This is a genomic window from Geomonas azotofigens (assembly GCF_018919395.1).
Classification (GTDB): Bacteria; Desulfobacterota; Desulfuromonadia; order Geobacterales; family Geobacteraceae; genus Geomonas; species Geomonas azotofigens.
In genome coordinates, this window is sequence record NZ_JAHLME010000007.1 from 46,403 (window position 1) to 71,634 (window position 25,232).

The following is a 25,232-nucleotide window of genomic DNA, read 5'->3' on the forward strand; positions in this document are numbered from 1 at the left end:
GAAGGAAGGAGGTATCAGGTGGCATATCACCGGATCTTGAGAAACTACCGTAGCGTAGGACCAACGAGGTTTCATTTCTTAAACCGAAGATTCAGGATGTCTCTTTCGGATACATCGAGAATTCCGGAGTCGTTCTGGGCGGCACACCCAAAGCTGCGTGAGGAGTATTTCGGGGGCTCGGACAAATATGACGGAATTTACCACGAGTCGATGCTGGGGAGCAAAGTAGTTATCGCGGAGCGCGAGGCTCTCCAGGCACTGCTCGTCGAGTACCTGGATGAGATCGTCTCTCTTCTGGAAATGGCAGCGGTGCGCACCCCTGAGATCCTTATCGTCTCGGGATTCGATCTTGCGAAAGAAAGAAGGGGGCGCCCCAGGGTCAAGAAAGCTGTTGCAGCGCACGACGAGCAGGGAGACGGCAACAGTATTCCTGTTTGATTTCCTCCAAATTCCGCCACAAATAAACGCAGTACGCAGATGCAAAAGAAGGGGGGTGCCGTGAGGTGCCCCCTAACTTTATTGTCCTATAGCCCTTCTAGCCTTAAAAGCGGGTGCTTTGAGCCTGCACATTCCCGCTGCCCACCTCTAGTCCCCCCCCCAAAAAAATGCACCGTTTGATTCATCGGACGCACCGTATGATTCATCGGACGCACCGTTTGATTCATCGGACGCACCGTTTGATTCATCGGACGCACCGTATGATTCATCGGACGCACCGTATGATTCATCGGACGCACCGTATGATTCATCGGACGCACCGTATGATTCATCGGACGCACCGTATGATTCATCGGACGCATCGTATGATTCATCGGACGCATCGTTTGATTCATCGGACGCACCGTTTGATTCATCGGGCGCACCGTTTGATTCATCGGACGCACCGTATGATTCATCGGGCCCACCGTATGATTCATCGGGCCCACCGCATGATTCATCGGGCCCACCGTATGATTCATCGGACGCACCGTATGATTCATCGGGTGCACCGTATGATTCATCGGGCGCACCGTATGATTCATCGGACGCACCGTATGATTCATCGGACGCACCGTATGATTCATCGGACGCACCGTGCGGGTCACCGGGTGCGGTGAGAGGTCCGACTGAATAGGTGGGAAAAATTATCTTGAACAGGAGCTATCATTAATTTACAGTGCCTAACGGCGGTGGCACCTTGACGCGGAGGAGGGGATTGAACCCCAAAGGGACCGGGTCCAACTTCCGGCCGGTCAACTTCAAGCCGTTGGGCTGTGACCAAGTCTATTCACTTCTGTAAGGAGATTTCCCGAAATGGACATTCCTCGGATCTTCAACATAACTGAAAGTGCTCACCGCATCCATAACCCGTTCACGCCAGAAAAGCTCGCCACGCTTGGCGCGGCGTTGCGTCTGGAAAGGGGAACCCGCTTGCTTGATCTGGGCAGCGGTTCGGGAGAGATGCTCTGCACCTGGGCACGCGATCATGGTGTCATCGGCACCGGCATCGATATGAGCCCGTTGTTCACCGAACAAGCGAAACTGCGTGCTGTAGAACTCGGCGTCACCGATCAAGTCAATTTCATTCATGGCGATGCTGTGGGCTACGTCTCTGAGGAGAAGGTCGCTGTGGCCGCCTGCGTCGGGGCCACCTGGATCGGCGGGGGAGTCGCCGGCACAATTGAGCTTCTTGCGCGGAGCCTGCGCACCGGGGGGATTATCCTCATCGGCGAGCCCTATTGGCGGCAGTTGCCGCCGTCGGAAGATGTTGCCAAGAGTTGTTTTGCCAACTCGATCTCCGAATTTCTCACGCTTCCAGAACTTATCGCCTCTTTCGGCGACCTTGGTTATGATGTCGTTGAAATGGTTCTGGCTGACCAGGACAGCTGGGACAGATACGAGGCGGCCAAATGGCTCACCATGCGCCGATGGCTTGAAGCCAATCCAGACGACGAGTTAGCGCAAGAGGTCCGAGCCCAACTGACCTCGGAACCCGTGCGCCACGCAGCTTACACGCGTGAGTACCTGGGCTGGGGGGTATTCGCGCTGATGCCGCGGTGATCCGTTGGCGCATCCGGTGGATCGTCTACTTCTGAGACACAAGGGAAAAGGGGACAGGCTACTTTATGAGTTCAGACTGTAGAGAATATAAAAGTAGCCTGTCCCCTTTTCTCCCGACGTTGGGTGGTAAAGGGGAGGGGGATCCATTGTCCATCGATCTATTGGAAGAGCGTCTCCTGGTAGCATTGCATTGTTGTCATCCGAGGTTCTGGTTGCATTTGTTGCGCACGCTGGCAAAAGGCAAACCAGTGACTAAGGCGAGCATAGCTGCCGCGCTGGATATGGCCCTGGAAGACATAGATACGGCTTTGATGGATTTTAAAGACACAGTGTATGACGGTGATGGCAACGTGGTTGCCTGCGGACTTTCTCTGGTCCCGACATCTCATCGCTTTAGTGTGGACGGCTGCAATCTGTTTACATGGTGTGCACTGGATGCTCTGATGTACCCTGTGGCTCTGCGGCAGGTGGCTCTGGTGGAATCACAGTGCCCGGTTACAGGAGTTGCGGTTCGATTAACGGTTACACCAACGGGAATTACCGCCCTGACTCCGGTCGAAACTGTGGTGTCTCTCGTGGTACCTGCCGCCCAAGCAGGTTGCTGTAATGTGCGCAACGCTTTTTGCAGCCAGGTCCATTTCATGAGCTCGCTTCAGGCCGCGGATGAATGGCGATCCACGCACCCTCATGCAACGATCTTGTCCGTTGAAGAAGCCTGGCGTCTGGGAAGCGTAATAGCCCAGCGCCGCCTGGCTGACGTACAGTCATGCGTAGAGAGCTAAACGCAACATCTCAGGGCGGTCCCCATCCTGGATGGCCCCCGTCTCTTCGCCGATTTCCCACATCACCGGAGATACATAACATGAAGAAAATATCCATTATCTGTCTCATCCTGGCTTCCTTGCTTGCTGGCTGCACAAATTACATGTACGGCGTACCCAAGGAAAGCTGGGACCGGATGAGTGAAGCGGAGCGGATAGAGGCAATCCGGGTGTACGAACAGGAACAGCGGGCACGCCGCCAGGCCGCGGAGGAGCAGGCACGCCGCCAGGCGATAGAACGGGAGCGTGAACGGGCACGTCAAGCCACGCTGGAGCGGGAACGACAGGAACGGATCGATGCCATACACCGGGGTGAGGGTGCCTTTGGGGAACTGATTCGGGTGCGCTTGCAGGGGGGAGAAATCAAGATCGGAGACCGGCACCACCACTACGAACCGTTGACCTTCACCATCGCCGACGGTGAAACCCGCAGGATCGCCGTGGCTGACTACAAGGGGAGAGAGGTGGATCTCACCGTAACCTATGCCGGCGGTGCCCTTAGCTTTGAAGGACTCCGTTTCCCCTACGACCGCCGCTGGGCAAGGGGTGAACTCTATACTGACACGGGAACCTCCGGACCGCTGGCGTTACGGGGTGTGGATGTCTTCGTCCAGGTTCACGACCGTTCTTCCCGATTCGAGCGGGAGGTGCCGCGACTGGTCATCATCCGTGAGGAAACGCCGGTGGTGATAAGGGAAAGGGAACGCCCAGCGCCTCCGCCGCCTGCGATGATCGTCGAGAGGGAGCGGCCAAAGCCGCAACCGGTAACTCCGGTTTCTCCTGCGCCTGCGCGTCAGCCAGCCGTACAATCGCCGGTGGGACAGCCAGCCACCCCATCGCCGGTGCGTCAGCCAGCCGCCCAATTGGCGGCGCGTCCTCCGCGCGCCGTGACAGTCGCCCTCCTCTCGGGGGAGTTGACGGTGCATGGCAAGAAGCAGCCGGTGGAGCAAACCGCGGTGCGCATTGCCGAGGGAGAGAGCCGGGAACTGACGGTAAAGTCCGGGGCTGAAACCCGCACGATCTCGCTCCACTACAAGAACGGCGAGGTCTTCGTTGACGGGACCCCTGGAAAGGGGCGCAACGATATCCGCCTTCGCTTCGAGAAGGAGTGGAAGACGGGGAAGGTATACCGCTTTGACCTGAAGGGGAAGGTGTTCCTGGACAAGGTGGAAATGAAGGTGACTGGGGTCGAATAAGAGGAAGATGAAGAGGCAACTCCTCTCGGTTTGAGATTGGCGTGTCGACAGTGCAAACGTAGAAGGGGCAGCCGTGAGGCTGCCCCTTCTCGTTTTTAACAGATCTTGAACGGCCCTGACCTTAGGTCAGGTTCCACAGGAACATTTCCCACATCTCTTTCCAGCTCTTGCCGATCTCCTCGACGACGCTGGGCTCGAAACCGCAGTGCATCATGCATTGGGCGCAGCGCGGGTCCTTGCCGACGCCGTACTTGTCCCACTGGGTCTTCTCCATCATCTCGGCGAAACTGCCGTAGTGCTCGTCGGTGATGAGGTAGCAGGGGGCCTTCCAGCCGCGCGGGTTGCGGGTCGGGTTCCCCCACGGGGTGCACGCAAGCTCCTTCTCCCCTTTGAGAAACCTCAGGTACATCGGGGTGGAGAAGAACCGGAAACGCTTGCTCATCTCGTACACGGACTCGAACTTCTTCTGGATCTCGCGCCGCTCCAAAAACAGCTTCTCCCCGACGGCCTCGTAGCCGAAACCGGGGGCGACCAGGAAGCCGTCGACGCCGATATCCTTCAGGTGAGAGAAGAGCATCTCGATCTCGATCAGGTTCGTTTCCTTGAAGATGGTGGTGTTGGTGCAGAGCCGGAAGCCGAGCTCTTTCGCCTTCTTGATGGCGGACATGGCGATCTTGAAGGTGCCGGGACGCTCCAGGATGCGGTCGTGGGTCTCTTCCATGCCGTCCAGGTGCACGTTGATCACGAAGTTGGGGTGCGGCTTCAGGGTGTCCAGCGCTTTCTCCAGGAGCAGGGCGTTGGTGCAGAGGTAGATGTGTTTGCCCCGTTTGAGCACCGCGTCGATCAGCTCGAAGATGTGGGGGTACAGGAACGGTTCGCCGCCGGTGATGGTGACCACCGGTGCCGGGCACTGGTCCACGGAGTCCAGGCACTCCTCGAGGCTCATCATCTCCTGGATGGTATCGGCGTACTCCCTGATGCGGCCGCAGCCAGAGCAGGCGAGGTTGCAGAGGTGGGTCGGCTCAAGCATGAGGACCAGGGGATACTTCTCCTGTTTCTTCATCTTGTTGCCCATGATGTAACGGGTGAGATCGTAATTCAATCGCATCGGAAAACGCATTGTAGAGGTATCCTTCCGGCTGTTCTTAGGTTGACGGCTGATAAAGACAGTTGCGGGACAGGCCGAGGAGATGAAGCTTTCAGCCTGTCCCGCGTCTAGCTGCCTGACTGATAACTAAAGCGCTGCTACTTCACTACGGTCAATTGCGGATGGACGCTGCCGGCTCCCTTGAGGAAGGCCTGGCAGGTGGCGGCGATGCCGGCGCCGTCGAGGCCGAGGTCCGCGCGCAACTGGCTCTGGCTCCCCTGCTCGATGAAGGCGTCGGGGATGCCGATCCGCTTCACCCGCACGCCGGTCAGCCCCGCGTCGGCCACGGCCTCGAGGACGGCGCTGCCGAAGCCGCCCTGAAGGGCGTTCTCCTCGACGGTGACGACGCAGCCGGTGCGACCGGCCTCGGCGAGGATCAGCTCGCGGTCCAAAGGCTTCACGAAACGGGCGTTCACCACGGAGGCGAAGATCCCCTTCTGCTTCAAGAGCGCGGCGGCTTCCAACGCCGGGTAGACGGTGGAACCGACGGCGACCAGGGTGAGATCGCTCCCCTCGACCAGCAGTTCACCCTTGCCGACCTCGAGCGACTTCAACTCCTTGTCCATCTCGACGCCGAAACCGGCCCCGCGCGGGTAGCGCAGCGAAACGGGGCGGCCGAGGTAGATGGCGGTCTTCAGCATGTGCTGCAGTTCGTTCTCGTCCTTGGGCGCCATCACGGTCAGCTCGGGGAGGTGGCGCAGGTAGGAGAGGTCGAAGGCGCCGTGATGGGTCGGGCCGTCGTCGCCTACCAGGCCGGCGCGGTCCAGCGCCAGGGTGACCGGCAGCTTCTGCAGGCAGATGTCGTGGAAGACCTGGTCATAGGCGCGCTGGGTGAAGGTCGAGTAGATGGCGGCGACGGGGCGGAAGCCTTCCACGGCGAGCCCGGCCGCGAAGGTCAGGGCGTGCTGCTCCGCGATGCCGACGTCGAAGAAGCGCTCCGGGAACCGCTCGGCGAACGGGGTGAGGCCGGTGCCGTCGGGCATGGCCGCGGTGATGGCGAGGATCTTCTCGTCTTTTTCCCCGAGCTTCACCAGGGTGTTGCCAAAGACGCTGGTGTAGGAGGGCGGAGCCTGCTTGGTCGCGGTGGTGCTGGCGGGCTTGGTGGGGGCGACGCCGTGGAACTTGTCCGGCATGTCCTCGGCGGGGCCGTACCCTTTCCCCTTCTTGGTCATGACGTGCAGCAGGATGGGGCCTTCCAGCCGCTTCACGTTCTCCAGCACACCCAGCAGCGTGGGGATGTCGTGCCCGGCGATGGGGCCGACGTACTCGAAGCCGAGCGCCTCGAAGAGCGTCCCCGGGGTGAGGAACCCCTTGAGGGAGTTCTCGGCCTTCTTGGCGAAGTGCAGGATATTGCCGCCGATGGCGGGAATCCCGGCCAGGAGCCCTTCCATCTCCTTCTTGAGGCTGCGGTAGTAGGTGCCGGTCATCTTCCTGGAGATGAAGGAGGAGAGGGCGCCCACGTTCTTGGAGATGGACATCTCGTTGTCGTTCAAGACCACGATCAGGTTCTTCTTCAGGTGTCCGGCCTGGTTCAGCGCCTCCAGCGCCATGCCGCCGGTGAGCGAGCCGTCCCCGATGACCGAGATGACCCGGGCGTCGTCACCCTTCAAGGTGTGGGCCACAGCGAGGCCGAGGCCGGCCGAGATCGAGGTGGAGGAGTGTCCCGCGCCGAAGGCGTCGTGGGGGGACTCGGAGCGCTTGGGAAAGCCGCTGATTCCCTTGTAGCAGCGCTGGGTGTGGAAGCTGTCGCGGCGCCCGGTGAGGATCTTGTGCGTGTAGGCCTGGTGGCCGACGTCCCAGACGATGTTGTCCTTCGGGGAGTCGAAACAGTAATGCAGCGCGATGCTGAGCTCGACCACACCGAGGTTGGAGGCCAGGTGTCCGCCGGTCTTCGCCACCGTATCCATGAGGAAGCCGCGCACCTCGTCTGCGAGCAGCACCAGCTCCTCGGCATCAAGCTTCTTCAGGTCGTCGGGACCGTTTATCTTGCTGAGCAATGTGTACATGGATCTCCTTGAGAACCCTCACGATTAAAAAACAAACCATTGGCCACGGAGAACATCTGAGAATTTCTGAGAAACCTGAACCTAAACCATTTGCCCCGGAGAAAATCTGAGAACTCCGGAGAAAACCTAAACCTGTAAAAGGTAAAAACGAAAATCTCTGGAAAGGTTTTAAACCTTGGAATTAGTTTTTGTGCCTTTCTCAGGTTTCCTCAGGTTTTTCCGTGGCTAACGGTTTTGGGCGTAGCCGTTGTCCTTGAACCATTTCACCGCGCGCTCCAGGGCGTCCTCCACGGGAGTCTGCGGCAACCCAAGCTCGGCCTGCGCCTTGCCGGAATCGAAATACATGAACTTCCTCGCCATCTGCACGCCGGCCAGCGGGATGAGCGGCTCGCGCCGGGTCACCAGGGAGAGCGCGTGGTTCGCGTAGGCCGCCCACAGGATCGGGTAGTAGGGGAGCTTCACCCGCGGCGCCTTCAGCCCGGTGAGCGCCGAGAGCATCTCGAAGATCTCGGCGAGGGTGAGGTTGCGGTTCCCCAGGATGTACTTCTGCCCGATCCTTCCTTTTTGGGCCGCCAGCAGATGCCCGCGCGCGCAGGACTCGACGTCGATCAGGTTGAGCCCGGTGTCGAGGTAGGCGGGCATCTTGCCGTTCAAGAAGTCCACGATGATCTTGCCGGTCGGCGTCGGCTTCACGTCCATGGGCCCGACCGGGGTGGACGGGTTGACGATCACCAGCGGCAGCCCCTTGTCGAGGTACGACTCTGCGGCGCGCTCGGCCAGGAACTTGCTCTTCTTGTAATCCCCCACCATGTCGCAGAAATCGACCGGGGTCTCCTCGGTGCCGGGGGTGCCGTCGCCGGGGTTTCCCAGGGTCCCCACGCTGCTGGTGTAGACCACCTTCCCAACGCCCGCGGCCAGCGCCGCGGAAAGTATGTTGCGGGTGCCCAGCACGTTGGCGTCGTACATCGCCTGCGGGGTCCGGGTCCAGAGCCGGTAGTCGGCGGCGGCGTGGAAGAGGGCGTCACACCCCGACAGGGCCCTGATCAGCTGCTGGCGCTCGGAGAGATCCCCCTCGTGGAACTCAAGGTCGAGTCCGGCCAGGTTGCGCCGGTCCGAGCCGGGGCGCACCAGCACGCGCACCTGCCATCCGTCCTTGAGGAGTTCGCGCACGATGCTCGCGCCGATGAAGCCGGTGGCTCCGGTGACGAAGGCCTTCATCCCGAGCCCCTACTCCGTGCCGCCGGTGAGGGTGCGGTAGGTCCCCAGCGCCATGAGCGGGAAGCAGTTGCGGTAGATGTGGTACTTGATCATGAAGTACTTCGGGAACCCGGTCCCGGTGTACTGCGTCTCGTCCCAGGTCCCGTCCGGCTTCTGCGTCGATATCAGGTACTGGATGCCGCGCACCACGGTGGAGGAGTGCGCCTCGCCCGCGGCCATGAGCCCCAGGAGCGCCCAGCCGGTCTGCGATGCCGTGCTCTCCCCCATGCCGGCCAGGGTGGCGTCGTGGTACGACTCGCAGGTCTCGCCCCAGCCGCCGTCGATGTTCTGGCGCGACTTGATCCAGTTGACCGCCTTCTTCACGTAGGGCTCTTCCATGTTCTCGCCGATGGCGGCCAGCCCGCAGAGCACGCTCCAGGTGCCGTAGAGGTAGTTGACCCCCCAGCGCCCCCACCAGGGGCCTTCCGGTTCCTGGTTCTTCCTGAGGAACTCCAGCGCGCGCTGCGCGGCGGGATAGGTCTTGGCGTAGCCGAAGGTCCCCATCAGCTCCAGCATCCTGCCGGTGAGATCGGCGGTGGGGGGGTCGATGAGCGCCTCCAGGTCGGCGAAGGGGATCTTGTTCAGGATGTGCCTGGTGTTGTCCTTGTCGAAGGCGCCCCAGCCGCCGTTTTTGCTCTGCATCCCCAGGCACCACTCGATGCCCCGCTTGACGGCGGCGTTCATGGCCTTGCGGTCCTTCACCTCGATCCCCTTCAGGGCGATCATGACGAAGCCGGAATCGTCGACGTCGGGGTACCAGTCGTTCAGGAATTCGAAGGCCCACCCACCCGGATCGAGGTCGGGGGACTTGATCTTCCAATCCCCTGGTTTTCTCACCTCGCGCTCCAAAAGCCACTGCGCTCCCTTCACCAGGGAGGGATGGTCCGGCGGCACCCCGGCATCGACCAGGGCCTTGAGGGCGAGCGCCGTGTCCCACACCGGCGAAACGCAGGATTGCAGGACGAGCTGCTCGTCGGTCTCGATGCAGAAGTGCTCCAGCGCCTTGAGCCCCTGGGCCACGGCCGGGTGCCCGTTGTCGTAGCCTAGAACGCTCAAGGCCAGCACCGCGTTCAGCATGGCCGGCTGAATCCCGCCCCAGTCCCCGGACTCCTCCTGGTGCTCGAGCACCCATTCCTCCGCCTTGGCAATGGCGCGTTTGCGGAAGGGGCGGAGCGGGCTGCGCTCGTAGACCTTGAGCATGTGGTCCAGGCCGATGAAGAAATTCTTCCAGGTGAAGATCCCCTCTTCCTTGGTGAAGGTGTAGTCGATGGCGCGCGGCGGCCGCACGAACAGCTCCTGCACCCTCTGCGCGGGAGGAAGCTTGTGCACCGGCCGCTTGAACATGACGATGGAGAGCGGGATGATGGTGGCCCGGGCCCAGCTGGAGAACTCGTAGATGTTGATGTAGGCCCAGTTGGGGAGCAGGTTCAGCTCAACCGGCATGCTGGGGACGCCGAGCCAGTCGAACTCGCCGAAGAGGGCCAGGAAGATCTTCGTGAAAACGCGCGACTTGATCACGCCCCCCTTGGAGAGGATGAACGCCCGCGCCTTCTCGAGCGCCGGGTGCTCCGCGGGGTAGCCGGCCAGCTTCAGCGCGAAGTACGCCTCCACGGTGGTGGAAAGGTCGCCCGGGCCGCCGTAGTAAATGGTCCAGAACCCTTCCTCGGTCTGCTTGGAGAGGAGGTAGTTGCTCATCTTGCGCTGGCGCTCGTGATCAACCAGCCCAAGAAAGTGGAGCAGCATTATATATTCGGCGGTGATGGTGACATTGGATTCCAGCTCGGCCCACCAATAACCTTTGGGGAGCTGTTCACGGAAGAAGAAGTCTCGGCTCCCTTCAATGGCGAGATCAAGAGGACTCTTTGCCTTGCCCGGTTTACTCTTCCAGAGAGCGGGGGGGAACTGGTGGACTGTCGCCCCTGCCTTGTGTTCGACGTTCAACTCCGGCTCACAAACGGTGCCGTTGAATGAGGTGAGTGCATGTGATATGGGGTGTTTGAAGGGGGACGTCACCACATACTCCTTTCTGCCGGATTGGGGCGGATTAACTCAGTGTAGCTGCTTTGCTCATAGTTACAAGGCTCGAAATCTACCACGTATTTGACAAAAGGTACACTGTTTTTTCCTTGCATTGATTTTTTTTCCTAATGAAAACAAGGATTTGCTTGGTGCAGTTGATTGTCCGTCCGGTGTGTGCTAGGTTGCAGGGGCTTAATTTTTTGAACCGAAAAGGCCAATGATCCTATGAATGAAGCCCCGAAGACAAGCCTCCTGTTCTCCCTCGCGGCGCGGCGCCCCTGGCTGGTGCTCGCCCTGGCGCTGGTCCTGTCCGTCCTCTCCATCTGGCTCACCGCCCAGCGCATGGAGTTTCTCACCGGCCGCGACGACCTGATGCCGCAAAACACCACCTTCAACCGCGACTACCGCGCCTTCCGTGCCGAGTTCGGCAGCATGGAGGACATCGTGGTGGTGATCGAGGGGCAGGACGCCGACAGGGTGGGGGCCTTCGGCACCCGGTTGTACGACACGCTCGCGAAGGACAAGGGACACTTCTCCGACGTCTTCTATCCGTACGCGCTCCCCTTCTTCCGGGACAACGGCCTGTTGTTCATGTCGCTGGACGACATAAAGGAACTGCGCCGCAACCTGACACTGGCGGCGCCGGCCTTGCGGGCGCTCTCCGCGTCCCCCTCGGTGCAGACCCTCTTCACCCACATGACCGGCAGCATCGAGCGCTACCTCGGCGGCGATGACAAGGAACTGCCGGGCATCATGTTCATGCTGGACAAGCTGGGCGCCGGCTTCACCAGCTTCGGGACCGGGAAGGGGAGCGTCCCCTCCATGGAAAGCGTCTTCATGAACCCGGATTCTCCCTTAGCGCGCGCCGGGCGCCAGCAGATACTGACCGCGCTCCCGGTGCGGGACATGGCCGGTTTCGTCCCCGCCAAGGCGGCGATAGCGGTGGTCCGCGCCGAGGTGGCGCGCCTAAAGGCCCTGCCGGAGTTCAAGGGGGTGAGCGTTGGGCTCACCGGGACTCCGGTTCTGGAGCACGAGGAGATGACCACCAGCGAGAAGGACATCACCCTGGCGACGGTGGTCTCCCTGGTGCTGACCGTGGTGCTGCTCCTGTTCGCCTTCAGGGGCGTGCTCAACGTGCTGGCCGCCATGGTCTCGCTGCTGGTGGCCATCTCGCTCTCCTTCGGCTTCGCCACCGCAGCGGTCGGTCACCTGAACATACTCTCCATGGTGTTCGCCGTCATGCTGATCGGCATCGGCATCGAGTACGGCATCCAGGTGGTGCTGCGCTACCAGGAGGAGCTGCAACTGGGGGCGGGGGAGATGGTGGCCCTGGAAACCGGCGTGACCAGGAACGTCTGGGCCATCGTCATGGCCGCCGCCACCGTCGCCGCCGCCTTCCTCACCTTCGTCTTCACCGACTTCCGCGGCATCGCCGAGCTTGGCATCATCGCGGCCGGCGGCGTGGTCATCTGCGTCCTGGTCACCTTCACCGTGCTCCCCGCGCTGCTGGTGCTCCTCGCCCGGTACCGCAAGGCCCGCACCCCCGCGACGGCGGCACGGCTGAGCGAGCACGGGGTACTGTCCCGGCTCCTCTTCGGCCGCCCCAGGCTGGTCATCGGCCTCACCCTGGCGCTGTGCGTCGCCTCCCTGTATCCGCTGTCCCGGGTCTCCTTCGACTACAACCTGATGAACCTGCAGGCGAAGGGGCTCGAGTCGGTCACCTACGCCTACAAGCTGATGAGAAGCAAGGAGAACAGCGGCTACTTTGCCGTGGTGATGGCAAACGACGCCTCGCAAGCGCAGGCGAAGACGGCCCTTTTGGAGCGCCTGCCGAGCGTTGACCATGTGGTGAGCCTGAACACCCTGGTGCCGGACCACCAGCGAGAAAAACTCGCCGAGCTGGCCGCTCTGCGCCGGGAACTTGCCGACGTGAAGCCGGTCCCGTACCAGGAGGACCTGTCGCTCATGGAGCTCCCGCGGGTCTTCGAGAACTTCAGGAACGCGGCGGTGTCCTTGAAGGAGCGCCTGGAAAAGGAGCGGCGTCCCGAGGCGAAACAGGCGGCCGCCTTCGTGGCGACCCTGGACAAGTTCTTCGCAGGGCTTGAGAAGGAGCGGGACAAGAACGCGGTCGGGATGCTCCAGGATTTCCAGGGGGGGATGTTCAAGGAACTCCCGGGCAAGATCGAGCTCCTGAAGCAGAGCCTGGCGGCCAAGCCGGTCAGCGAGGCGGACATACCGAAGGAGCTGCGCACCCGGTTCGTGGGCAAGAGCGGCAAGCTGATGCTGCAGGTGGCTCCCAAGGGGGAGATCTTCAACCGGGAGCCGCTCAAGGCCTTCGTGGACGAGGTGAGGAGCGTCGACCCGCATGCGACCGGGGAGCCGGTCATGGTCTACGAGTCCATGACCATCATGCGCGACTCCTACCGGCTCGCCTTCATCTACGCCTTCGTCGCCATTGTCGGGATTCTCCTGTTCGCCTTCAGGAGCGTGAAGTTCGCGCTCATCGGGCTGGTGCCGCTGCTGGTGGGGCTTCTCTTCATGGTAAGCGGCATGTGGCTCTTCGGCATCAGTTTCAACTCGGCCAACATCATCGTCATGCCGCTGGTGCTGGGGATCGCGGTCGACTCGGGGATCTACATCATCAACCGGTACCGGCGCGAGGAGGGGAGCGCGGCGGGCGTGATCCTGAGTTCCACCGGGGTCGGGGTGCTCTTGAACACGCTCACCATCATGGCGAGTTTCGGCGCGCTCATGGTGGCGCGGCACCAGGGGGTGTTCAGCATCGGCGCCGTGATGTCGCTGGGGATGGTCGCGTGCCAGGTCGCGTTCATGGTGACGCTGCCGGCGGTGCTCGCCCTGGCTGCGAAGAAATCGGGCGGAGACCGTCGACTGTAGGGGCGAATAATCATTCGCCCTGCCTTTCTTGCAGATGATGGATTCTAAGCGGCAAGGGCGGGCATGGTCAGGCCCGCCCCCCTGCCCCTCTCCCGGAGGGCAGGGGAAACTATGGTCGTTTTGGGGGGGACGTGGGGAAGGGCGGTAACAAGGCTGAATCTTTGCGGGGCGCGGTGCCGCTGTCGCATTACTTCCTGAGGGAACGGGTACGCCCGGGAGACCTGGTGCTGGATGCCACCTGCGGCAACGGGCTCGATACCCTGTTCCTCGCGGAACTGGTCGGGGAGGGCGGTACGGTCTGGGCCTTCGACGTCCAGCCGCGCGCCATCACGGCCACGCGCGAACTGCTCGAGCGGGAAGGGCGGCTCGCGCAGGTGCGGCTCATCGAGGCGGGACACGAGCGGCTCGCCGACTTCGTGCCGCACGGAATAAAGGCCGCCGCCTTCAACCTCGGCTATCTTCCCGGCGGTGACACCACCCTCATCACCGACCCGGCCGATACCGTCGCCGCCCTGGGGCAGGCCGCGGAACTCCTCGCCGCAGGCGGGATCATCACCATCGCCCTCTATACCGGGCACGCCGGCGGGCCGCAAGAGGCGGCCGCCGTCGAGCGCTGGTCCGCCGCTCTTCACCCCGGCCGCTTCAACGTCTGGCGGCACCGGCAACTGAACCGCCCCGACACGGCACCGTACCTGGTGCTGGTGGAAAGGATCCGCTGATGCTGCGCCAAGCCCTCCCGTTCCTCGCCGTCGCCCCCTCCCTCGCCTACGCCGCGATCACCCTTTACTGCGGCCGCAGCTATTTCGCCGGGGCCGGATCCCTTCCCGAGCACGCGCCGCCGGTCTCCATCCTGAAGCCGGTGCGGGGCGTGGACGGCGACAGCCTCGAGAACTTCGCCTCTTTCTGCCGCCAGGACTATCCCTGCTACCAGATCGTCTTCGCCGTCGCCTCGGACGACGACCCCGTGATCCCCATCATCAGGCGGCTCATGGGGACCTACCCGGAGACGGACATCGAGCTGGTGATCGATCCGGCCATCCACGGGGCGAACTACAAGGTTTGCAACCTCATGCACGCCTACGCCTGGGCGAAGCACCCGCTTTTGGTCGTCTGCGACAGCGACATCAGGGTGGGGGAGCGGTACCTGCGCCAGGTTTGCGCTCCCTTCGCCGATCCCGAGGTCGGCCTGGTCACCTCGCTGTACCGCAGTTCTCAGGTGCAGGGAACCGGCTGCGCCATCGAGGCACTGGGCTTTTGCTGCGAGATGATACCCAACGTGATGGCGGCGCTGAAGCTTGAGGGGCTTTCCTTCGCACTGGGGGCGTCGATGGCGGTGCGCCGGGAGGCGCTGGAGCGGATCGGAGGCTTCGAGGCGCTGGTCGACTATCTCGCCGACGACTACCAGTTGGGCAACATGATCCACCGTGCGGGGTATCGGCTGGAGCTCTCGCCGTATTTCGTGGAGAGCATGATGCGCGGGGATGAGAAGCTCTCCGAACTGCTGTCGCGGCAACTGCGCTGGGGGCGCACCATGCGGGTCTCCCGGCCGGGCGGGTATTTCGCCTCAGGGATCACGCTGCCGTTTCCGGGCGCGCTCCTCGCGCTGCTCGTCGCGGGATTCTCCGCAGCGGGGTGGGGCGCGGCGGGGCTTCTGTACCTGGTGCGGTCGCTTGTTTGCACCACGTACAGCCAGGCGCTGGTCAAGGACCGGCTGTTGCCGCGCTGGCTCTGGCTCCTGCCGTTGCGCGACGCGTTGTCATTCGGGGTGTGGGCGCTGTCGCTCGTCGGGAAGCGCGTGCGCTGGCGCGGGGATTTGTTCCTGCTGGAGAAGGGGGGGAGGATCGTGGCGATGGGAGACGCGCCGTTATAGAGCCCGGAAGCTGATGATTCCGTAGGGGCGAATAATCATTCGCCCGCCCCCCCTGCGGAAAGCTATCTGCGGAACAGCCAGAGGATGAGGGAGAGCAGCAGCGAGATGATGATGCTGGTGGCGAGCGGAAAGTAGAAGGTGAAGTTTTCCTTCTTCACGTAGATGTCGCCCGGCAGCCGCCCCAGCCAGGGGAGTTTGCCGGCGAGGGTGAAGAGCCCGCCGATGGCGGCGATGATCAGGCCGATGATGATGAGGGATTTTCCGAAGGAGGGCATGGGAGTTCCTCGTGCGATGTCGTGAAGACGAGGCGGGTGGCGCGAACCTGTAGGGGCGAATAATCATTCGCCCCCGGTGCCGCGGCTTCTATTTTGCCACGGCGGCGAAGGGGCATGAGCGGCTGGGCAAATAATTATTTGCCCCTACAACCTGTCCCCTCACCCGCCCTTCGGGCACCCTCTCCCTGAGGGCGAGGGAAAAAGGGGGCAGGCGCCGGCAAAGGAAAAAAGGGGACCGGCACTTTCGGAGCCAGTCCCCCTGCACTTTCGCCTCTGGTTACTTCCTTACGTAGCGTTCCTTCTCGCTGTAGATGCAGCCGCAGTATTTCTGGCGGTACAGTCCCATCTCCTTGGAGAGGTTGATACCCTCCTGCCAGCCGGTGCGGAAATCCTCGTAGTGGAATTCCACGCCGTAGCGCTCGCCAAGCTTATCACCGAATTCGCGGATCATCTGCTGGTTTTGATAGCGGCTGTAGAGCAGGGTGGAGGTGTACCTCTTGAAGCCCATCTCCGCGGCGGTGCGCGCCGCTTCCTCCAGCCGGGAGCGGTAGCAGTAGGCGCAGCGCGCCTGGGGCTCGCCGGCCACGTTGGTGAGGAACTCCTCCAGCAGGTATTCCTCCCGGTAGTGCACCTCCAACTCCACCAGCTTCGCGTAGGTCTTCAACGCCTCCATGCGCAGCTTGTACTCGGTGAACGGGTGGATGTTGTGGTTGAAGAAGAGCCCCGTGACATCGAGCCCGGCGGATCTCAGTTCCTTCACCGGGTAGATGGCACAGGGCGCGCAGCAGATGTGCAGCAGTATCTTCATGCTTTCCCTTACGGGCGTCCCCCACCGGGGCCGCCCAACAGGTAGTTGATCGCGGCCTGTTTGACGGGGTCCAATAGCGCGGCGTATGGGGTGGTCGCAGGCTGCGCTGGAACGTAATACCCGCCCATGATGGGGTTGCTGAGGGAGACCTTCCCGGTGCTGCTGTTCACAGCCAGGGTCGCGTTGTTGATGGCAGCTTCGACGTCGTCGTCGAGGACCCCGTTGTTCAGCCAGTCCATGGAGTCGTAGATGAGCCGCTTCACGTACTGGTGGTTGTGCGCGAAGGCGCCGGGATCGTTTTGCAACAGGCTCGAGTTGAAGAACGCCCCCATGGTATTGGCACCCCCACCGGGGAAGGCCGCGTTGTAGTCGGAGTTCTTGTTGGCCAAGGGGCGCACCTTCGAGCGCGACGGGTTGAGCGGGTTGACCGGCAGCGTCGAATCAGTCTTCAGCACGTTCAGCATGGCGATCGCCGCCGCGTAGCCATCCTTCTCGGTCTGCAGGACAGTCGAAGTGAGCTGTACCGGGTCGCCGGTGTGGCAGTGGGCGCACGCCGTGCTGAGGATGGCCGATATCTTGCCTGCGCCGTCCTTCGCCACCGGCTCGAAACCATGCGGCGTGGCCGTTTTCATGTGGCAGGTCACGCAGGGGCCGGCGTTGCCGGTTCCGCGCGTGTTGGCCACGCCGATGCTGCCGTGGAGGAACCTGGTCGGAACATAGTTCCTGCCGGGGAACTCGTAGCCACCGGTCTCGAAGATCAGCGTTGCGGCGGCGCGGTCGTGTGCTCCCGGCGCGGTGGTGTTGCTGAAGTCCATCCCGGCAGCCTGCGCGTCTTTGATCATGGTGCCTACGCCGCGGCCGGAATGGCAGGGGATGCAGACGTTGGAGTCGTTGAGATTGGGATAGACGGTGACCTTGTCGTTGAGCTTCACCGTCGGGGAGCTGTTGGAGGACGAGAAGTTGTAGTAGCCGCGGTAAGCCGGTACCGTGCGGGTGGCCCAGTTGTAGGCACGGCCGGCGCCGTTGTCATGGCAGACGTCGCAGGCGGTGACTTCCTTGCTCTTGTCCGGCGAGGGGGCGTCCGCAGGCTGCGCGGCGCCGGCCGCTACCTTGACCGGGTAGTTCTGCACCACCGGATAGCCGGGGCCAGCGAAGGGTCTGATGTCGGTGAAACCGCTGGTCACGAACCTGATATAGCCGGTGGAGGTGTGGCAACGAACGCAGTAGTACTGGAAGGTCTTGTTGACCGGTTCGTAGCTGCCGCGGGTCTTGAATTCGTAGCGGGTTCTCGCGCCGGCGAGGACGTCGCCGTGACCGGACCCGGCCCACTCGGCGTTGGCCGCCATCGCCGTGGTCGGGTCGTGCGGGTTATGGCACTTGCGGCAGTTGCCGATGTAGTTGGAGCTCAGGTACGAGGCGCGGTAGGTGCTGTTGTTGATGCTCGCGGTCATGTTTCCGAAGTGCTGCGGCGCGAGCCTCACCTGGATGTCGTTGGGGTGCGTGAGCCCGTGGCACTTGTCGCACTTGCGGCTGGCGTCGGGATTCTGCGTCGCCACGCCGCTTCCTCCGCCGTGACATTTGGCACAGGATTCCGGGTGCCCGGGGTGGGGTTCGTGACAGTCGGCGCAGCCGGCACCGTTTTGGGTGTTGTGCGTGGAATTCATCCACTCCTGGACGATCAAGGCGCCCGTTCCCGGGGAGACAGAGCCGGCGTGGCAGCTTGCATCCATGCACTTCTGGGACTGGGCTAGCTTTGATACCCCCGTCGCGTTGTTTGCGGAACCACCTCCACACCCCGCCACAAGCAGCGTGGTGAGAATGAGGAAAACAAGGCTTTTTAGCAGCATAGGACGTCCTCCCTGAGATTTGAGACGCTACCTTATAGCATTTTCTCCAGCAAAAAAGTAGAGAAAAATGAGTGTTAGCTCACAGCAGCCTGAACTCACTTTTTGTTAAGTTGACTTCACTTCTGCAATATTGTATTAAACAGCAGTCCACTTGCGTCAAATGCGCATTTGGAGAGGGATTGTACCGCTCTATTGGTATTAATGTAATTTAATTTAAACGCTGGTTGCAGTGTAGGAGACCAACTATGTTTCTGAAAAAGCATACTGTAGCGGTCATGTTCCTTCTCGGCATCTCCTGTGCCCCCCTGTTGGCCCCGGGCACGGCAAACGCCATCCCGGCTTTCAGTCGGCAGCACAAGACCGAATGTTCCACCTGTCACACCATCTACCCCGAGCTCAACGAGTTCGGCGATGCTTTCCTGAAAAACGGCTACGTTTACCCCCACAAGAAAGAGGGGGCAAAAGCGGCGGCTAAAGCCACCGAGCCGGGCAACGAGTGGTCCGCCATCTCGGGCTTGCCCCAGCAGATACCGCTCTCGCTTACCGCGAGCGCCGACCTCGCCTATGACGAAGATGCCGCGGACGGCAACAAGGTCGATCTTTCCGCCAGGTCGATCACGCTGCAGGCCGGCGGTTCCTTCCGCGACCTGTTCGGGTTCTTCGCCACCTACAACCTCTACTCCCAGGGGATGCAGCGCGCCTCCTCGCTCTCCAATCCCGCCAACAACACCAACGTTCCCCCGGGCAACGACCCCGACCTGGACGAGCTGTTCCTGGTCTGGCGTCAGGCCCTGGGCTCCCCGGTCAACATGAAGGTGGGGCGCTTCGAGCCGAAGCTTTCGCTGTGGAAGAAGAGTAACCGCATCCTGCCGGTCCCTTCCTATGCGTCGACCACCTACCGTGTCGGTCTCTCCCCATTCAGCAGCGATGCCACCGAGGACGGCGTGGAACTGAACGCCCTGCTGGGTAACCGCATCTTCGTCGCCGGCGGGGTCGTGGACCGCAACGGCCAGGATCGGGAAGACGGCTACGGGCACATCTCCTTGAAGATCGGCGGCACCGACCTGAAGGGACAGGAGCCCGAAGTCGACCTGGAGAAGGACAGCCTGTGGGACTACCTGAGCGTCACCCTCGGGTCCTTTGGCTACTGGGGGCAAAACGGCGAGTTCAACGCCAACGGCGTCGCGCAGAACCTGAACAGCTTCAGAAGGATCGGCGCCGAGGCGGACATCCTTTACCAGCGGCTGCACTTAAAGGGAAGCGGCAGCTTCGGTCGTGATTCCAATCCTGAGTTCGCAGTTGTGAAGTCGGTCATCAACAGCAAGGTCTACACCCTCGAGGGCGAGTACTACCTGGGCGCGCCGGTGAACCTCGTCCCGATCTTCCGCTACGAGTACCTGAACGCAGGCGACGGCACCATCAAGCGCCTGACCCCGGCCATCGCCTACACGCCGCTGCAGAACGTGCGCATGTCGATCGAATACACACACAGCATCGCCCCGGAAGGAACCGGCAACATCGCCTTTGCTTCCATCGCCTTCAGCATGTAGCTGACGGGCGGGAATGCCCAAACGGCGGCGGCAGCCGTCGACAAAAATTTGGAGGATTCATCGCATTATGAAAAAGCTCCTCGTTACCATGCTCCTTGTTGCAGCAACCGCTACCGTCGCCCACGCCGGGCTCAAAGTCGTCGGCAAGGGCGACGCCATGCGCCTCGACCCCTCCGGCTTCCCGCCGGCCATGAAGGCCAACTACGAGATCGTCAGGGTCAAGTGCGTGAAGTGCCACACCCTGGAGCGCACCATCGTCGCCATCCAGACCGGTGTCGCCCCCATCTCCGGGCAGCCCTTCGACCGTAACGCCACCAAGGCCTACGGGATCAAGATGCTCAGGAAGCCGGACTCCAACATGACCAAGGCCGAAGTGAAGGCCTCCGTGGAACTGATGAACTACCTCCTCTCTGAAGCGGAGAAGTAATCATAATGAAAGACCTGACCTTGCGTACCCGCCTGATCGGGTCCTTCCTGATCATGGCCCTCCTGGTCGCCTTCACCGGCGGTTTCGGCGCTCTCAACATCAAGAGGGTCGGCGGCCAGATCCAGAACATCCTCGAGCAGCTCTCCAAGCAGCAGAAGCTGGTGCTCCTCATGGGGGTGACCCAGAAGTACTGCCACGTGAGCCTGATGCAGGCCGCCCTGGTCCACAACGACCCGGAGAAGCTCCAGGAGTACATCGACGACTACCAGATGAAGCGGGATACGCTCTTGAGCCAGGCCCAGATCATCCTGGAAGGGAACAAGAAGCTGGGGGTGCTCCCGGCGACCAAGGGGAGCGTCGTCGAAAAGCGCACCCGGCAGTTCCTGGTGAGCTGGGCCGAGTTCGAGAAGGTGGCCGACGAGCTGATCGCGCGCAAGCAGACGCTCATGAAAGGGGTGCCTGCCGGCGTGATGAGCCAGGCGGCCAAGGACGCGCTGGCCGACCCGCGGCTGAACCAGCTCGCCAACGAGGAGATCGGCACGGCCAACGACAAGGCCAAGGAGGATCTCGACGACATCCTGGTCGAGGTCGGCAACCGGATGACCGCGGCCAACAAACAGGTCAGCGACATCCAGCAGTCCGCGGGGATCACCTTCGCGGCGGTGATCCTGGTCGCGGTTGCGTTGGCCATTTTGCTCGGCCTTCTCATTACCCGCAACATCGTTTCCCGTCTCTCCGTGATGGCCGAGGCGGTCAACAGCGGCTCCGAGGGTGACCTGACCGCCCGGGTGGAGATGTCCACCCACGACGAGATCGGCAAGCTCGGCAGCGACTTCAACGAGATGGTCGGCAAGCTCTCCGGGATGATCGGCAAGGTCTCCCGCTCCTCCAACGAGCTGGCGGGCATCTCCGACACCATGGCCAAGGCCTCCCACTCGGTGGTCGGCTCCGCCAAGACCCAGGCCGAGAGTGTCTCCAAGACTTCAGCGGCCATCGTGCAGATCAACACCTCGGTGAAGGGGGTGGCCCAGGGGGTCGACTCCCTCTCCGTCTCCGCCTCGGAAAGCTCCTCCTCCATCCTGGAGATGGCCTCGAGCGTCGAGGAGGTGGTGCAGAACATGGAGAACCTTGCCCTGTCGGTGAACGAGGTGAGCTCCTCCATCGTCGAGATGGGCGCCTCCATCAAGCAGGTCGGCAACGGCGTGGTGAGCCTCATGGAGGTCTCCACCGCCACCGCATCGTCGGTCATGGAGATGGACAGCTCCATCAAGCAGGTGGAAAGAAACGCCAACGAAACCGCAGCCATCTCCAAGGCGGTGCGTGTCGACGCCGAGACCGGGCGCGAGGCGGTCGACGCCGTCATCAACGGCATGCAGGAGATCAAGCGCGCCTCCCTGATCACCAGCGAGGTCATCGCGACCCTCTCCGAACGCGCCGCCGACATCGGCGATATCCTCTCGGTCATCGACGAGGTGGCCGAGCAGACCAACCTGCTGGCGTTGAACGCCGCCATCATCGCGGCCCAGGCCGGCGAGCACGGCAAGGGCTTCGCCGTGGTGGCCGACGAGATCAAGGAGCTCTCCGAGCGCACCTCCAGCTCCACCCGCGAGATCTCCCTGGTGATCCGCGGCGTTCAGGAGGAGACCCGGCGCGCCGTCGACGCCATCGACCAGGCCGAGCGCTCCATCGCCGACGGCGAGCTGTTGTCGCAGAAGTCGGGCGAGGCGCTCACCAAGATCGTGGTCGGCGTCACCGAGGCGACCGCCCAGGTGAGCGAGATCGCGCGCACCACGGTTGAGCAGGCCAAGGGAAGCCAGATGATCCGCGAGGCGATGGAGCAGGTCTCCGAGATGGTGGCCCAGATCGCCAAGGCGACCCGGGAGCAGGGGCAGGGGAGCGAGCTGATCATGGGTGCGGTCGAGAACATGAAGAGTCTGACCTCCCAGGTGCTCTCCTCCACCCGCGAGCAGAACAAGGTGGGGAACCTGATCGCCCAGTCCACCGAGAGCATCACCGAGATGATCCGCCACATCAAGCGCGCCTGCGACGAGCAGACCCGCGGCTCCGAGCAGATCGTCATGTCGGTGGAGGACATCCAGCAGGCCACCGACGCCAACCTCGAGGCGACCCGGGTCATGGACGAGGCGGTCTACAAGCTCTTCCGCCAGACCGAGATGCTGAAGCAGGAGATGGCCGCGTTCAAGATCTAGAACGCCCACCAGCCAAGTTTTTGCGGTACCGATCAAATCCCCCTCTCCCCGAGGGGGACTTTTTTTGTTATAAGGGTAGGCCCGCCAAGGCGCGTGATGTCTGGCTGAGCCTCCCCCTTCGCAAAGGGGGGGACGTAATAGCGACCTTCAACGTAGAACGTAGAACGTCGAACGTCTTTTGCTTTTTAAAAGGAGTGACCATGAGCAGGATTGCCGATAGATTCGCAACATTGAAAGCGCGCGGGGAAAAGGCGCTGGTGACCTTCGTGACCGCCGGCGACCCGGACCTCTCCTGCACCGAGCGGGTCGTGCTGGAACTGGAGAAGGCGGGCGCCGACCTGATCGAGCTGGGGGTTCCCTTCTCCGATCCCATGGCCGACGGGCCGACCATCCAGCTCTCCTCCGACCGCGCTCTCGCGGCGGGTACCACGCTGCCGGGGATCCTGGAAATGGTGGCGCGGCTGAGGAGCCGGACCCAGATTCCCATCGTCCTCATGGGATACTTCAACCCGATCTTCGCCTACGGCGCGGAGCGCTTCGCCTGCGACGCCGCCAAGGCGGGCGTGGACGCCTTGCTGGTGGTCGATCTTCCCCCGGAGGAGGCCGCGGAACTCAAGGAGCACACCGACGGCTGCGGGCTGGACCTGATCTTCCTGCTCACCCCCACCTCCGACGCATCCCGCGTCGCTTCGGTTGCCCGCCAGGGCTCCGGATTCATCTACTACGTCTCCGTCACCGGTGTCACCGGCGCCAGGACCGCGGTCGCCGATACCCTGGCCGACCGCGTCACCGAGGTGCGCGGCGCCCTGGACCTTCCGCTTGTGGTCGGTTTTGGCATCTCCACCCCGGAACAGGCCGGCCAGGTCGCCCGGGTGGCCGACGGCGTGGTGGTGGGGAGCGCCCTGGTGAAGTATTTCGAGAAATACCAGGGGGAGGAACTGCTGCGTGAGCTCTCCTCCTTCGTCTCCGCTTTAAAACAAGGGGTGCTGCAGGGGACGTAGAAATAATCGGTATTTCTTTCAACGGGTTAGTGGCGTTGTCATACCGTTTTGTTTGACATGGCAGGTTCGATCTGCTAAGAATCAGCGCTGATTTCAGGTCTTAATAAAACAACTTGGGGCATTTCCCAAAAGAGGGCACATATGGCTTGGTTCAAAAGGGATAATCCGCCGATGGCGAAGGCTGGGGAGCACAAGGTAAAGGTTCCGGAAGGCCTTTGGACGAAGTGCGTCAGCTGCAACGAGACCATCTATACGAAGGACATCGAGAGCAACCTGAACGTCTGTCCGAAGTGCGGCCATCACTACCGCATCTCCACCAAGAAGAGGATCGAACTCCTCATCGACGAGGGGACCTTCACCGAGTTCGATGCCGGCATGGTCTCGGTCGACTTCCTCGAGTTCAAGGACAGCAAGAGCTACCAGGATCGCATCGACCAGGCCGTGGCCAAGGGCGGCAGCAAGGACGCCATCGTCTGCGGTTCCGGCAAGATCGAGGGGACGCCGGTGCAGATCTGTGTGTTCGACTTCGCCTTCATGGGTGGGTCCATGGGGAGCGTGGTGGGCGAGAAGATCACCCGCGGCATCGAGCGTGCCCTTGCAGACGGCACCCCGTGCATCATCGTCTCCGCCTCCGGCGGCGCCAGGATGCAGGAGAGCATCCTGTCCCTGATGCAGATGGCCAAGACCTCGGCGGCGCTGGCCAAACTGCGCGAAGCCGGTCTCCCCTTCGTCTCCATCCTGACCGACCCGACCACCGGCGGCGTCACCGCGAGTTTCGCCATGCTGGGCGACATCAACATGGCCGAGCCCAAGGCGCTGATCGGCTTCGCCGGTCCCCGTGTCATCGAGCAGACCATCCGCCAGAAGCTGCCGCAGGGCTTCCAGCGTTCCGAGTACCTCCTCGACCACGGCATGGTGGACGTCATCGTGGAGCGCGCCAAGATGAAGTCGCAGCTCTCCAGCATCCTCAAGATGCTGTACAGGAACTAACGCAGGTCGGGGGCGAGGTAAGCAAACCCGGCCAGCGGTAACAAACAAGGGTTAAGGCAGCGGAGGGTTCTCTTCCAAACCTTGACCCTTTTTTAATTGATCGGCGAAGGACCGGCCACTCCCCTCTCCCTCTGGGAGAGGGTGCCCACACCCTCCCTCACCCTAGCCCTCTCCCAAAGGGAGAGGGGATATGAACGGCAAGCTTCATTCAAACCTTATTAACCCGACGTGAGGTTCACATGGTTTCCCTCTCCCAACTGGCCCTTTTCGCTCTCGCCTCCACCGTGCTCATCTTCACCCCGGGCCCCGACATCATCTACGTGATGACCCGCGGCGTGGCGCAGGGGAGAAAGGCCGCGCTGGCGGCGGCGGCCGGGTTCGCCCTGGGCAACTTCGCGCACACCTTCTTCGCCGTCGTCGGTCTCTCCGCCCTGATCACCTCCTCGGCCACCGCGTTCGCCTGCGTCAGGTACGCCGGGGCCGCCTATCTCGTGTACATCGGCTACATGATGATCAAAAGCCGCACCTCGCTGGTGCCGGAGGGCGCCGCGGGGGAACTCGAGACCCGGGTCATCTTCCGGCAGAGCATCCTGGCCAACATCATGAACCCCAAGGTGGCGCTCTTCTTCCTCGCGTTCTTCCCGCAGTTCGTTGATCGCGCCCGGGGCGGGGTCCCCGTGCAGATGTTCATCCTCGGGAGCACCTTCGTCGTGCTCACCATGCTCGGCTTCGGCGTGGTCGCACTTTTGTCCGGCGAAATCGGGCGCTGGCTGAACCGCTGCGCCGGCGCCGGCAACCGGATCGGCCAGACCGCGGGGTGCATCCTGATCGGCCTGGGACTGCGCCTGGCTTGGCCGGAACGGTAGCGTCAGG

General features: G+C 62.2%; 21 protein-coding genes. 13 read left to right on the forward strand and 8 right to left on the reverse strand.

Going from position 1 to position 25,232, the window contains the following annotated elements; all coding sequences use genetic code 11:
* Nucleotides 1-18 precede the first annotated feature (18 nt).
* Complete coding sequence (locus KOL99_RS18570) at nucleotides 19-438, forward strand: hypothetical protein (RefSeq protein WP_216511965.1); 420 nt, start codon at nucleotides 19-21, stop codon at nucleotides 436-438.
* A gap of 86 nt (nucleotides 439-524) precedes the next feature.
* Here the strand turns inward: KOL99_RS18570 and KOL99_RS18575 are convergent, their stop codons facing one another.
* A complete protein-coding gene (locus KOL99_RS18575) occupies nucleotides 525-1,064 on the reverse strand; it encodes a hypothetical protein (RefSeq protein ID WP_216511966.1) in 540 nt (179 codons plus the stop codon).
* Between the two features lie 229 nt (nucleotides 1,065-1,293).
* On the opposite strand from KOL99_RS18575, the gene KOL99_RS18580 reads away from it, so the two are divergent.
* The 3 genes from KOL99_RS18580 to KOL99_RS18590 all read left to right on the forward strand — a co-directional run bounded on the left by KOL99_RS18580 (nucleotide 1,294) and on the right by KOL99_RS18590 (nucleotide 4,057).
* Nucleotides 1,294-2,040, forward strand: coding sequence for an SAM-dependent methyltransferase (locus tag KOL99_RS18580; protein WP_216511967.1), 747 nt, complete (start codon nucleotides 1,294-1,296; stop codon nucleotides 2,038-2,040).
* Between the two features lie 146 nt (nucleotides 2,041-2,186).
* Nucleotides 2,187-2,822 carry an organomercurial lyase MerB gene (merB, locus tag KOL99_RS18585; RefSeq protein WP_216511968.1) on the forward strand — a complete coding sequence of 212 codons (636 nt, stop codon included), beginning with the start codon at nucleotides 2,187-2,189 and terminating at the stop codon, nucleotides 2,820-2,822.
* Between the two features lie 80 nt (nucleotides 2,823-2,902).
* Entirely contained in the window at nucleotides 2,903-4,057 is a 1,155-nt protein-coding gene (locus KOL99_RS18590) for a hypothetical protein (RefSeq protein WP_216511969.1), read from the forward strand.
* Nucleotides 4,058-4,178: 121 nt separating this feature from the next.
* Here KOL99_RS18590 and hpnH read toward each other — a convergent pair whose 3' ends face one another.
* The 4 genes from hpnH to shc form a co-directional block, all read right to left on the reverse strand.
* Nucleotides 4,179-5,177, reverse strand: coding sequence for an adenosyl-hopene transferase HpnH (gene hpnH / locus KOL99_RS18595; protein ID WP_216511970.1), 999 nt, complete (start codon nucleotides 5,175-5,177; stop codon nucleotides 4,179-4,181).
* 125 nt (nucleotides 5,178-5,302) lie between these two features.
* Nucleotides 5,303-7,210 (reverse strand): 1-deoxy-D-xylulose-5-phosphate synthase, encoded by a 1,908-nt coding sequence (dxs, locus tag KOL99_RS18600; RefSeq protein ID WP_216511971.1) that lies wholly within the window; start codon nucleotides 7,208-7,210, stop codon nucleotides 5,303-5,305.
* 225 nt (nucleotides 7,211-7,435) lie between these two features.
* Complete coding sequence (gene hpnA, locus KOL99_RS18605) at nucleotides 7,436-8,428, reverse strand: hopanoid-associated sugar epimerase (RefSeq protein WP_216511972.1); 993 nt, start codon at nucleotides 8,426-8,428, stop codon at nucleotides 7,436-7,438.
* A gap of 9 nt (nucleotides 8,429-8,437) precedes the next feature.
* A complete protein-coding gene (shc, locus tag KOL99_RS18610) occupies nucleotides 8,438-10,480 on the reverse strand; it encodes a squalene--hopene cyclase (RefSeq protein ID WP_216511973.1) in 2,043 nt (680 codons plus the stop codon).
* 231 nt (nucleotides 10,481-10,711) lie between these two features.
* Here shc and KOL99_RS18615 point away from each other — a divergent pair, with 231 nt between their 5' ends.
* From KOL99_RS18615 to hpnI, 3 genes are all read left to right on the forward strand, one after another.
* Nucleotides 10,712-13,381 (forward strand): MMPL family transporter, encoded by a 2,670-nt coding sequence (locus KOL99_RS18615; protein WP_216511974.1) that lies wholly within the window; start codon nucleotides 10,712-10,714, stop codon nucleotides 13,379-13,381.
* Nucleotides 13,382-13,512: 131 nt separating this feature from the next.
* Nucleotides 13,513-14,100 carry a class I SAM-dependent methyltransferase gene (locus tag KOL99_RS18620; RefSeq protein WP_216511975.1) on the forward strand — a complete coding sequence of 196 codons (588 nt, stop codon included), beginning with the start codon at nucleotides 13,513-13,515 and terminating at the stop codon, nucleotides 14,098-14,100.
* Nucleotides 14,100-15,251: a bacteriohopanetetrol glucosamine biosynthesis glycosyltransferase HpnI gene (gene hpnI, locus KOL99_RS18625; protein WP_216511976.1), complete on the forward strand. Its 1,152-nt coding sequence runs from the start codon at nucleotides 14,100-14,102 to the stop codon at nucleotides 15,249-15,251. The genes KOL99_RS18620 and hpnI overlap by 1 nt, the downstream gene beginning before the upstream one ends.
* A gap of 62 nt (nucleotides 15,252-15,313) precedes the next feature.
* Here the strand turns inward: hpnI and KOL99_RS18630 are convergent, their stop codons facing one another.
* From KOL99_RS18630 to KOL99_RS18640, 3 genes are all read right to left on the reverse strand, one after another.
* Nucleotides 15,314-15,526 carry a DUF2905 domain-containing protein gene (locus tag KOL99_RS18630; RefSeq protein WP_216511977.1) on the reverse strand — a complete coding sequence of 71 codons (213 nt, stop codon included), beginning with the start codon at nucleotides 15,524-15,526 and terminating at the stop codon, nucleotides 15,314-15,316.
* Between the two features lie 277 nt (nucleotides 15,527-15,803).
* Nucleotides 15,804-16,334, reverse strand: coding sequence for an epoxyqueuosine reductase QueH (locus tag KOL99_RS18635; protein WP_216511978.1), 531 nt, complete (start codon nucleotides 16,332-16,334; stop codon nucleotides 15,804-15,806).
* Between the two features lie 8 nt (nucleotides 16,335-16,342).
* A complete protein-coding gene (locus KOL99_RS18640; RefSeq protein ID WP_236026436.1) occupies nucleotides 16,343-17,998 on the reverse strand; it encodes a cytochrome C in 1,656 nt (551 codons plus the stop codon).
* Nucleotides 17,999-18,426: 428 nt separating this feature from the next.
* Here KOL99_RS18640 and KOL99_RS18645 point away from each other — a divergent pair, with 428 nt between their 5' ends.
* The 6 genes from KOL99_RS18645 to KOL99_RS18670 all read left to right on the forward strand — a co-directional run bounded on the left by KOL99_RS18645 (nucleotide 18,427) and on the right by KOL99_RS18670 (nucleotide 25,225).
* Nucleotides 18,427-19,731: a cytochrome C gene (locus tag KOL99_RS18645; RefSeq protein WP_216511980.1), complete on the forward strand. Its 1,305-nt coding sequence runs from the start codon at nucleotides 18,427-18,429 to the stop codon at nucleotides 19,729-19,731.
* A 67-nt stretch (nucleotides 19,732-19,798) separates the two neighbouring features.
* The gene (locus KOL99_RS18650) at nucleotides 19,799-20,158 is read left to right on the forward strand and encodes a cytochrome C (RefSeq protein ID WP_216511981.1); all 360 of its coding nucleotides are present in this window, start codon (nucleotides 19,799-19,801) and stop codon (nucleotides 20,156-20,158) included.
* 5 nt (nucleotides 20,159-20,163) lie between these two features.
* Complete coding sequence (locus KOL99_RS18655; protein WP_216511982.1) at nucleotides 20,164-22,368, forward strand: methyl-accepting chemotaxis protein; 2,205 nt, start codon at nucleotides 20,164-20,166, stop codon at nucleotides 22,366-22,368.
* 200 nt (nucleotides 22,369-22,568) lie between these two features.
* The gene (trpA, locus tag KOL99_RS18660) at nucleotides 22,569-23,369 is read left to right on the forward strand and encodes a tryptophan synthase subunit alpha (protein WP_216511983.1); all 801 of its coding nucleotides are present in this window, start codon (nucleotides 22,569-22,571) and stop codon (nucleotides 23,367-23,369) included.
* A 141-nt stretch (nucleotides 23,370-23,510) separates the two neighbouring features.
* Nucleotides 23,511-24,359, forward strand: a complete 849-nt coding sequence (gene accD, locus KOL99_RS18665; protein WP_216511984.1) for an acetyl-CoA carboxylase, carboxyltransferase subunit beta — start codon at nucleotides 23,511-23,513, stop codon at nucleotides 24,357-24,359.
* Nucleotides 24,360-24,598: 239 nt separating this feature from the next.
* Nucleotides 24,599-25,225 carry a LysE family translocator gene (locus KOL99_RS18670; RefSeq protein WP_216511985.1) on the forward strand — a complete coding sequence of 209 codons (627 nt, stop codon included), beginning with the start codon at nucleotides 24,599-24,601 and terminating at the stop codon, nucleotides 25,223-25,225.
* The last annotated feature ends 7 nt before the right edge of the window (nucleotides 25,226-25,232 follow it).

Coding starts and splice junctions, on each gene's coding strand:
- KOL99_RS18655 (WP_216511982.1), top strand. CDS start 20,164: ATGAAAGACCTGACCTTGCGTACCCGCCTGATCGGGTCCTTCCTGATC.
- KOL99_RS18645 (WP_216511980.1), top strand. CDS start 18,427: ATGTTTCTGAAAAAGCATACTGTAGCGGTCATGTTCCTTCTCGGCATC.
- dxs (WP_216511971.1), bottom strand. CDS start 7,210: ATGTACACATTGCTCAGCAAGATAAACGGTCCCGACGACCTGAAGAAG.
- accD (WP_216511984.1), top strand. CDS start 23,511: ATGGCTTGGTTCAAAAGGGATAATCCGCCGATGGCGAAGGCTGGGGAG.
- KOL99_RS18580 (WP_216511967.1), top strand. CDS start 1,294: ATGGACATTCCTCGGATCTTCAACATAACTGAAAGTGCTCACCGCATC.
- trpA (WP_216511983.1), top strand. CDS start 22,569: ATGAGCAGGATTGCCGATAGATTCGCAACATTGAAAGCGCGCGGGGAA.
- KOL99_RS18615 (WP_216511974.1), top strand. CDS start 10,712: ATGAATGAAGCCCCGAAGACAAGCCTCCTGTTCTCCCTCGCGGCGCGG.
- KOL99_RS18640 (WP_236026436.1), bottom strand. CDS start 17,998: ATGAATTCCACGCACAACACCCAAAACGGTGCCGGCTGCGCCGACTGT.
- KOL99_RS18670 (WP_216511985.1), top strand. CDS start 24,599: ATGGTTTCCCTCTCCCAACTGGCCCTTTTCGCTCTCGCCTCCACCGTG.
- KOL99_RS18635 (WP_216511978.1), bottom strand. CDS start 16,334: ATGAAGATACTGCTGCACATCTGCTGCGCGCCCTGTGCCATCTACCCG.
- KOL99_RS18630 (WP_216511977.1), bottom strand. CDS start 15,526: ATGCCCTCCTTCGGAAAATCCCTCATCATCATCGGCCTGATCATCGCC.
- KOL99_RS18590 (WP_216511969.1), top strand. CDS start 2,903: ATGAAGAAAATATCCATTATCTGTCTCATCCTGGCTTCCTTGCTTGCT.
- hpnH (WP_216511970.1), bottom strand. CDS start 5,177: ATGCGTTTTCCGATGCGATTGAATTACGATCTCACCCGTTACATCATG.
- hpnA (WP_216511972.1), bottom strand. CDS start 8,428: ATGAAGGCCTTCGTCACCGGAGCCACCGGCTTCATCGGCGCGAGCATC.
- KOL99_RS18650 (WP_216511981.1), top strand. CDS start 19,799: ATGAAAAAGCTCCTCGTTACCATGCTCCTTGTTGCAGCAACCGCTACC.
- KOL99_RS18575 (WP_216511966.1), bottom strand. CDS start 1,064: ATGAATCATACGGTGCGTCCGATGAATCATACGGTGCGTCCGATGAAT.
- hpnI (WP_216511976.1), top strand. CDS start 14,100: ATGCTGCGCCAAGCCCTCCCGTTCCTCGCCGTCGCCCCCTCCCTCGCC.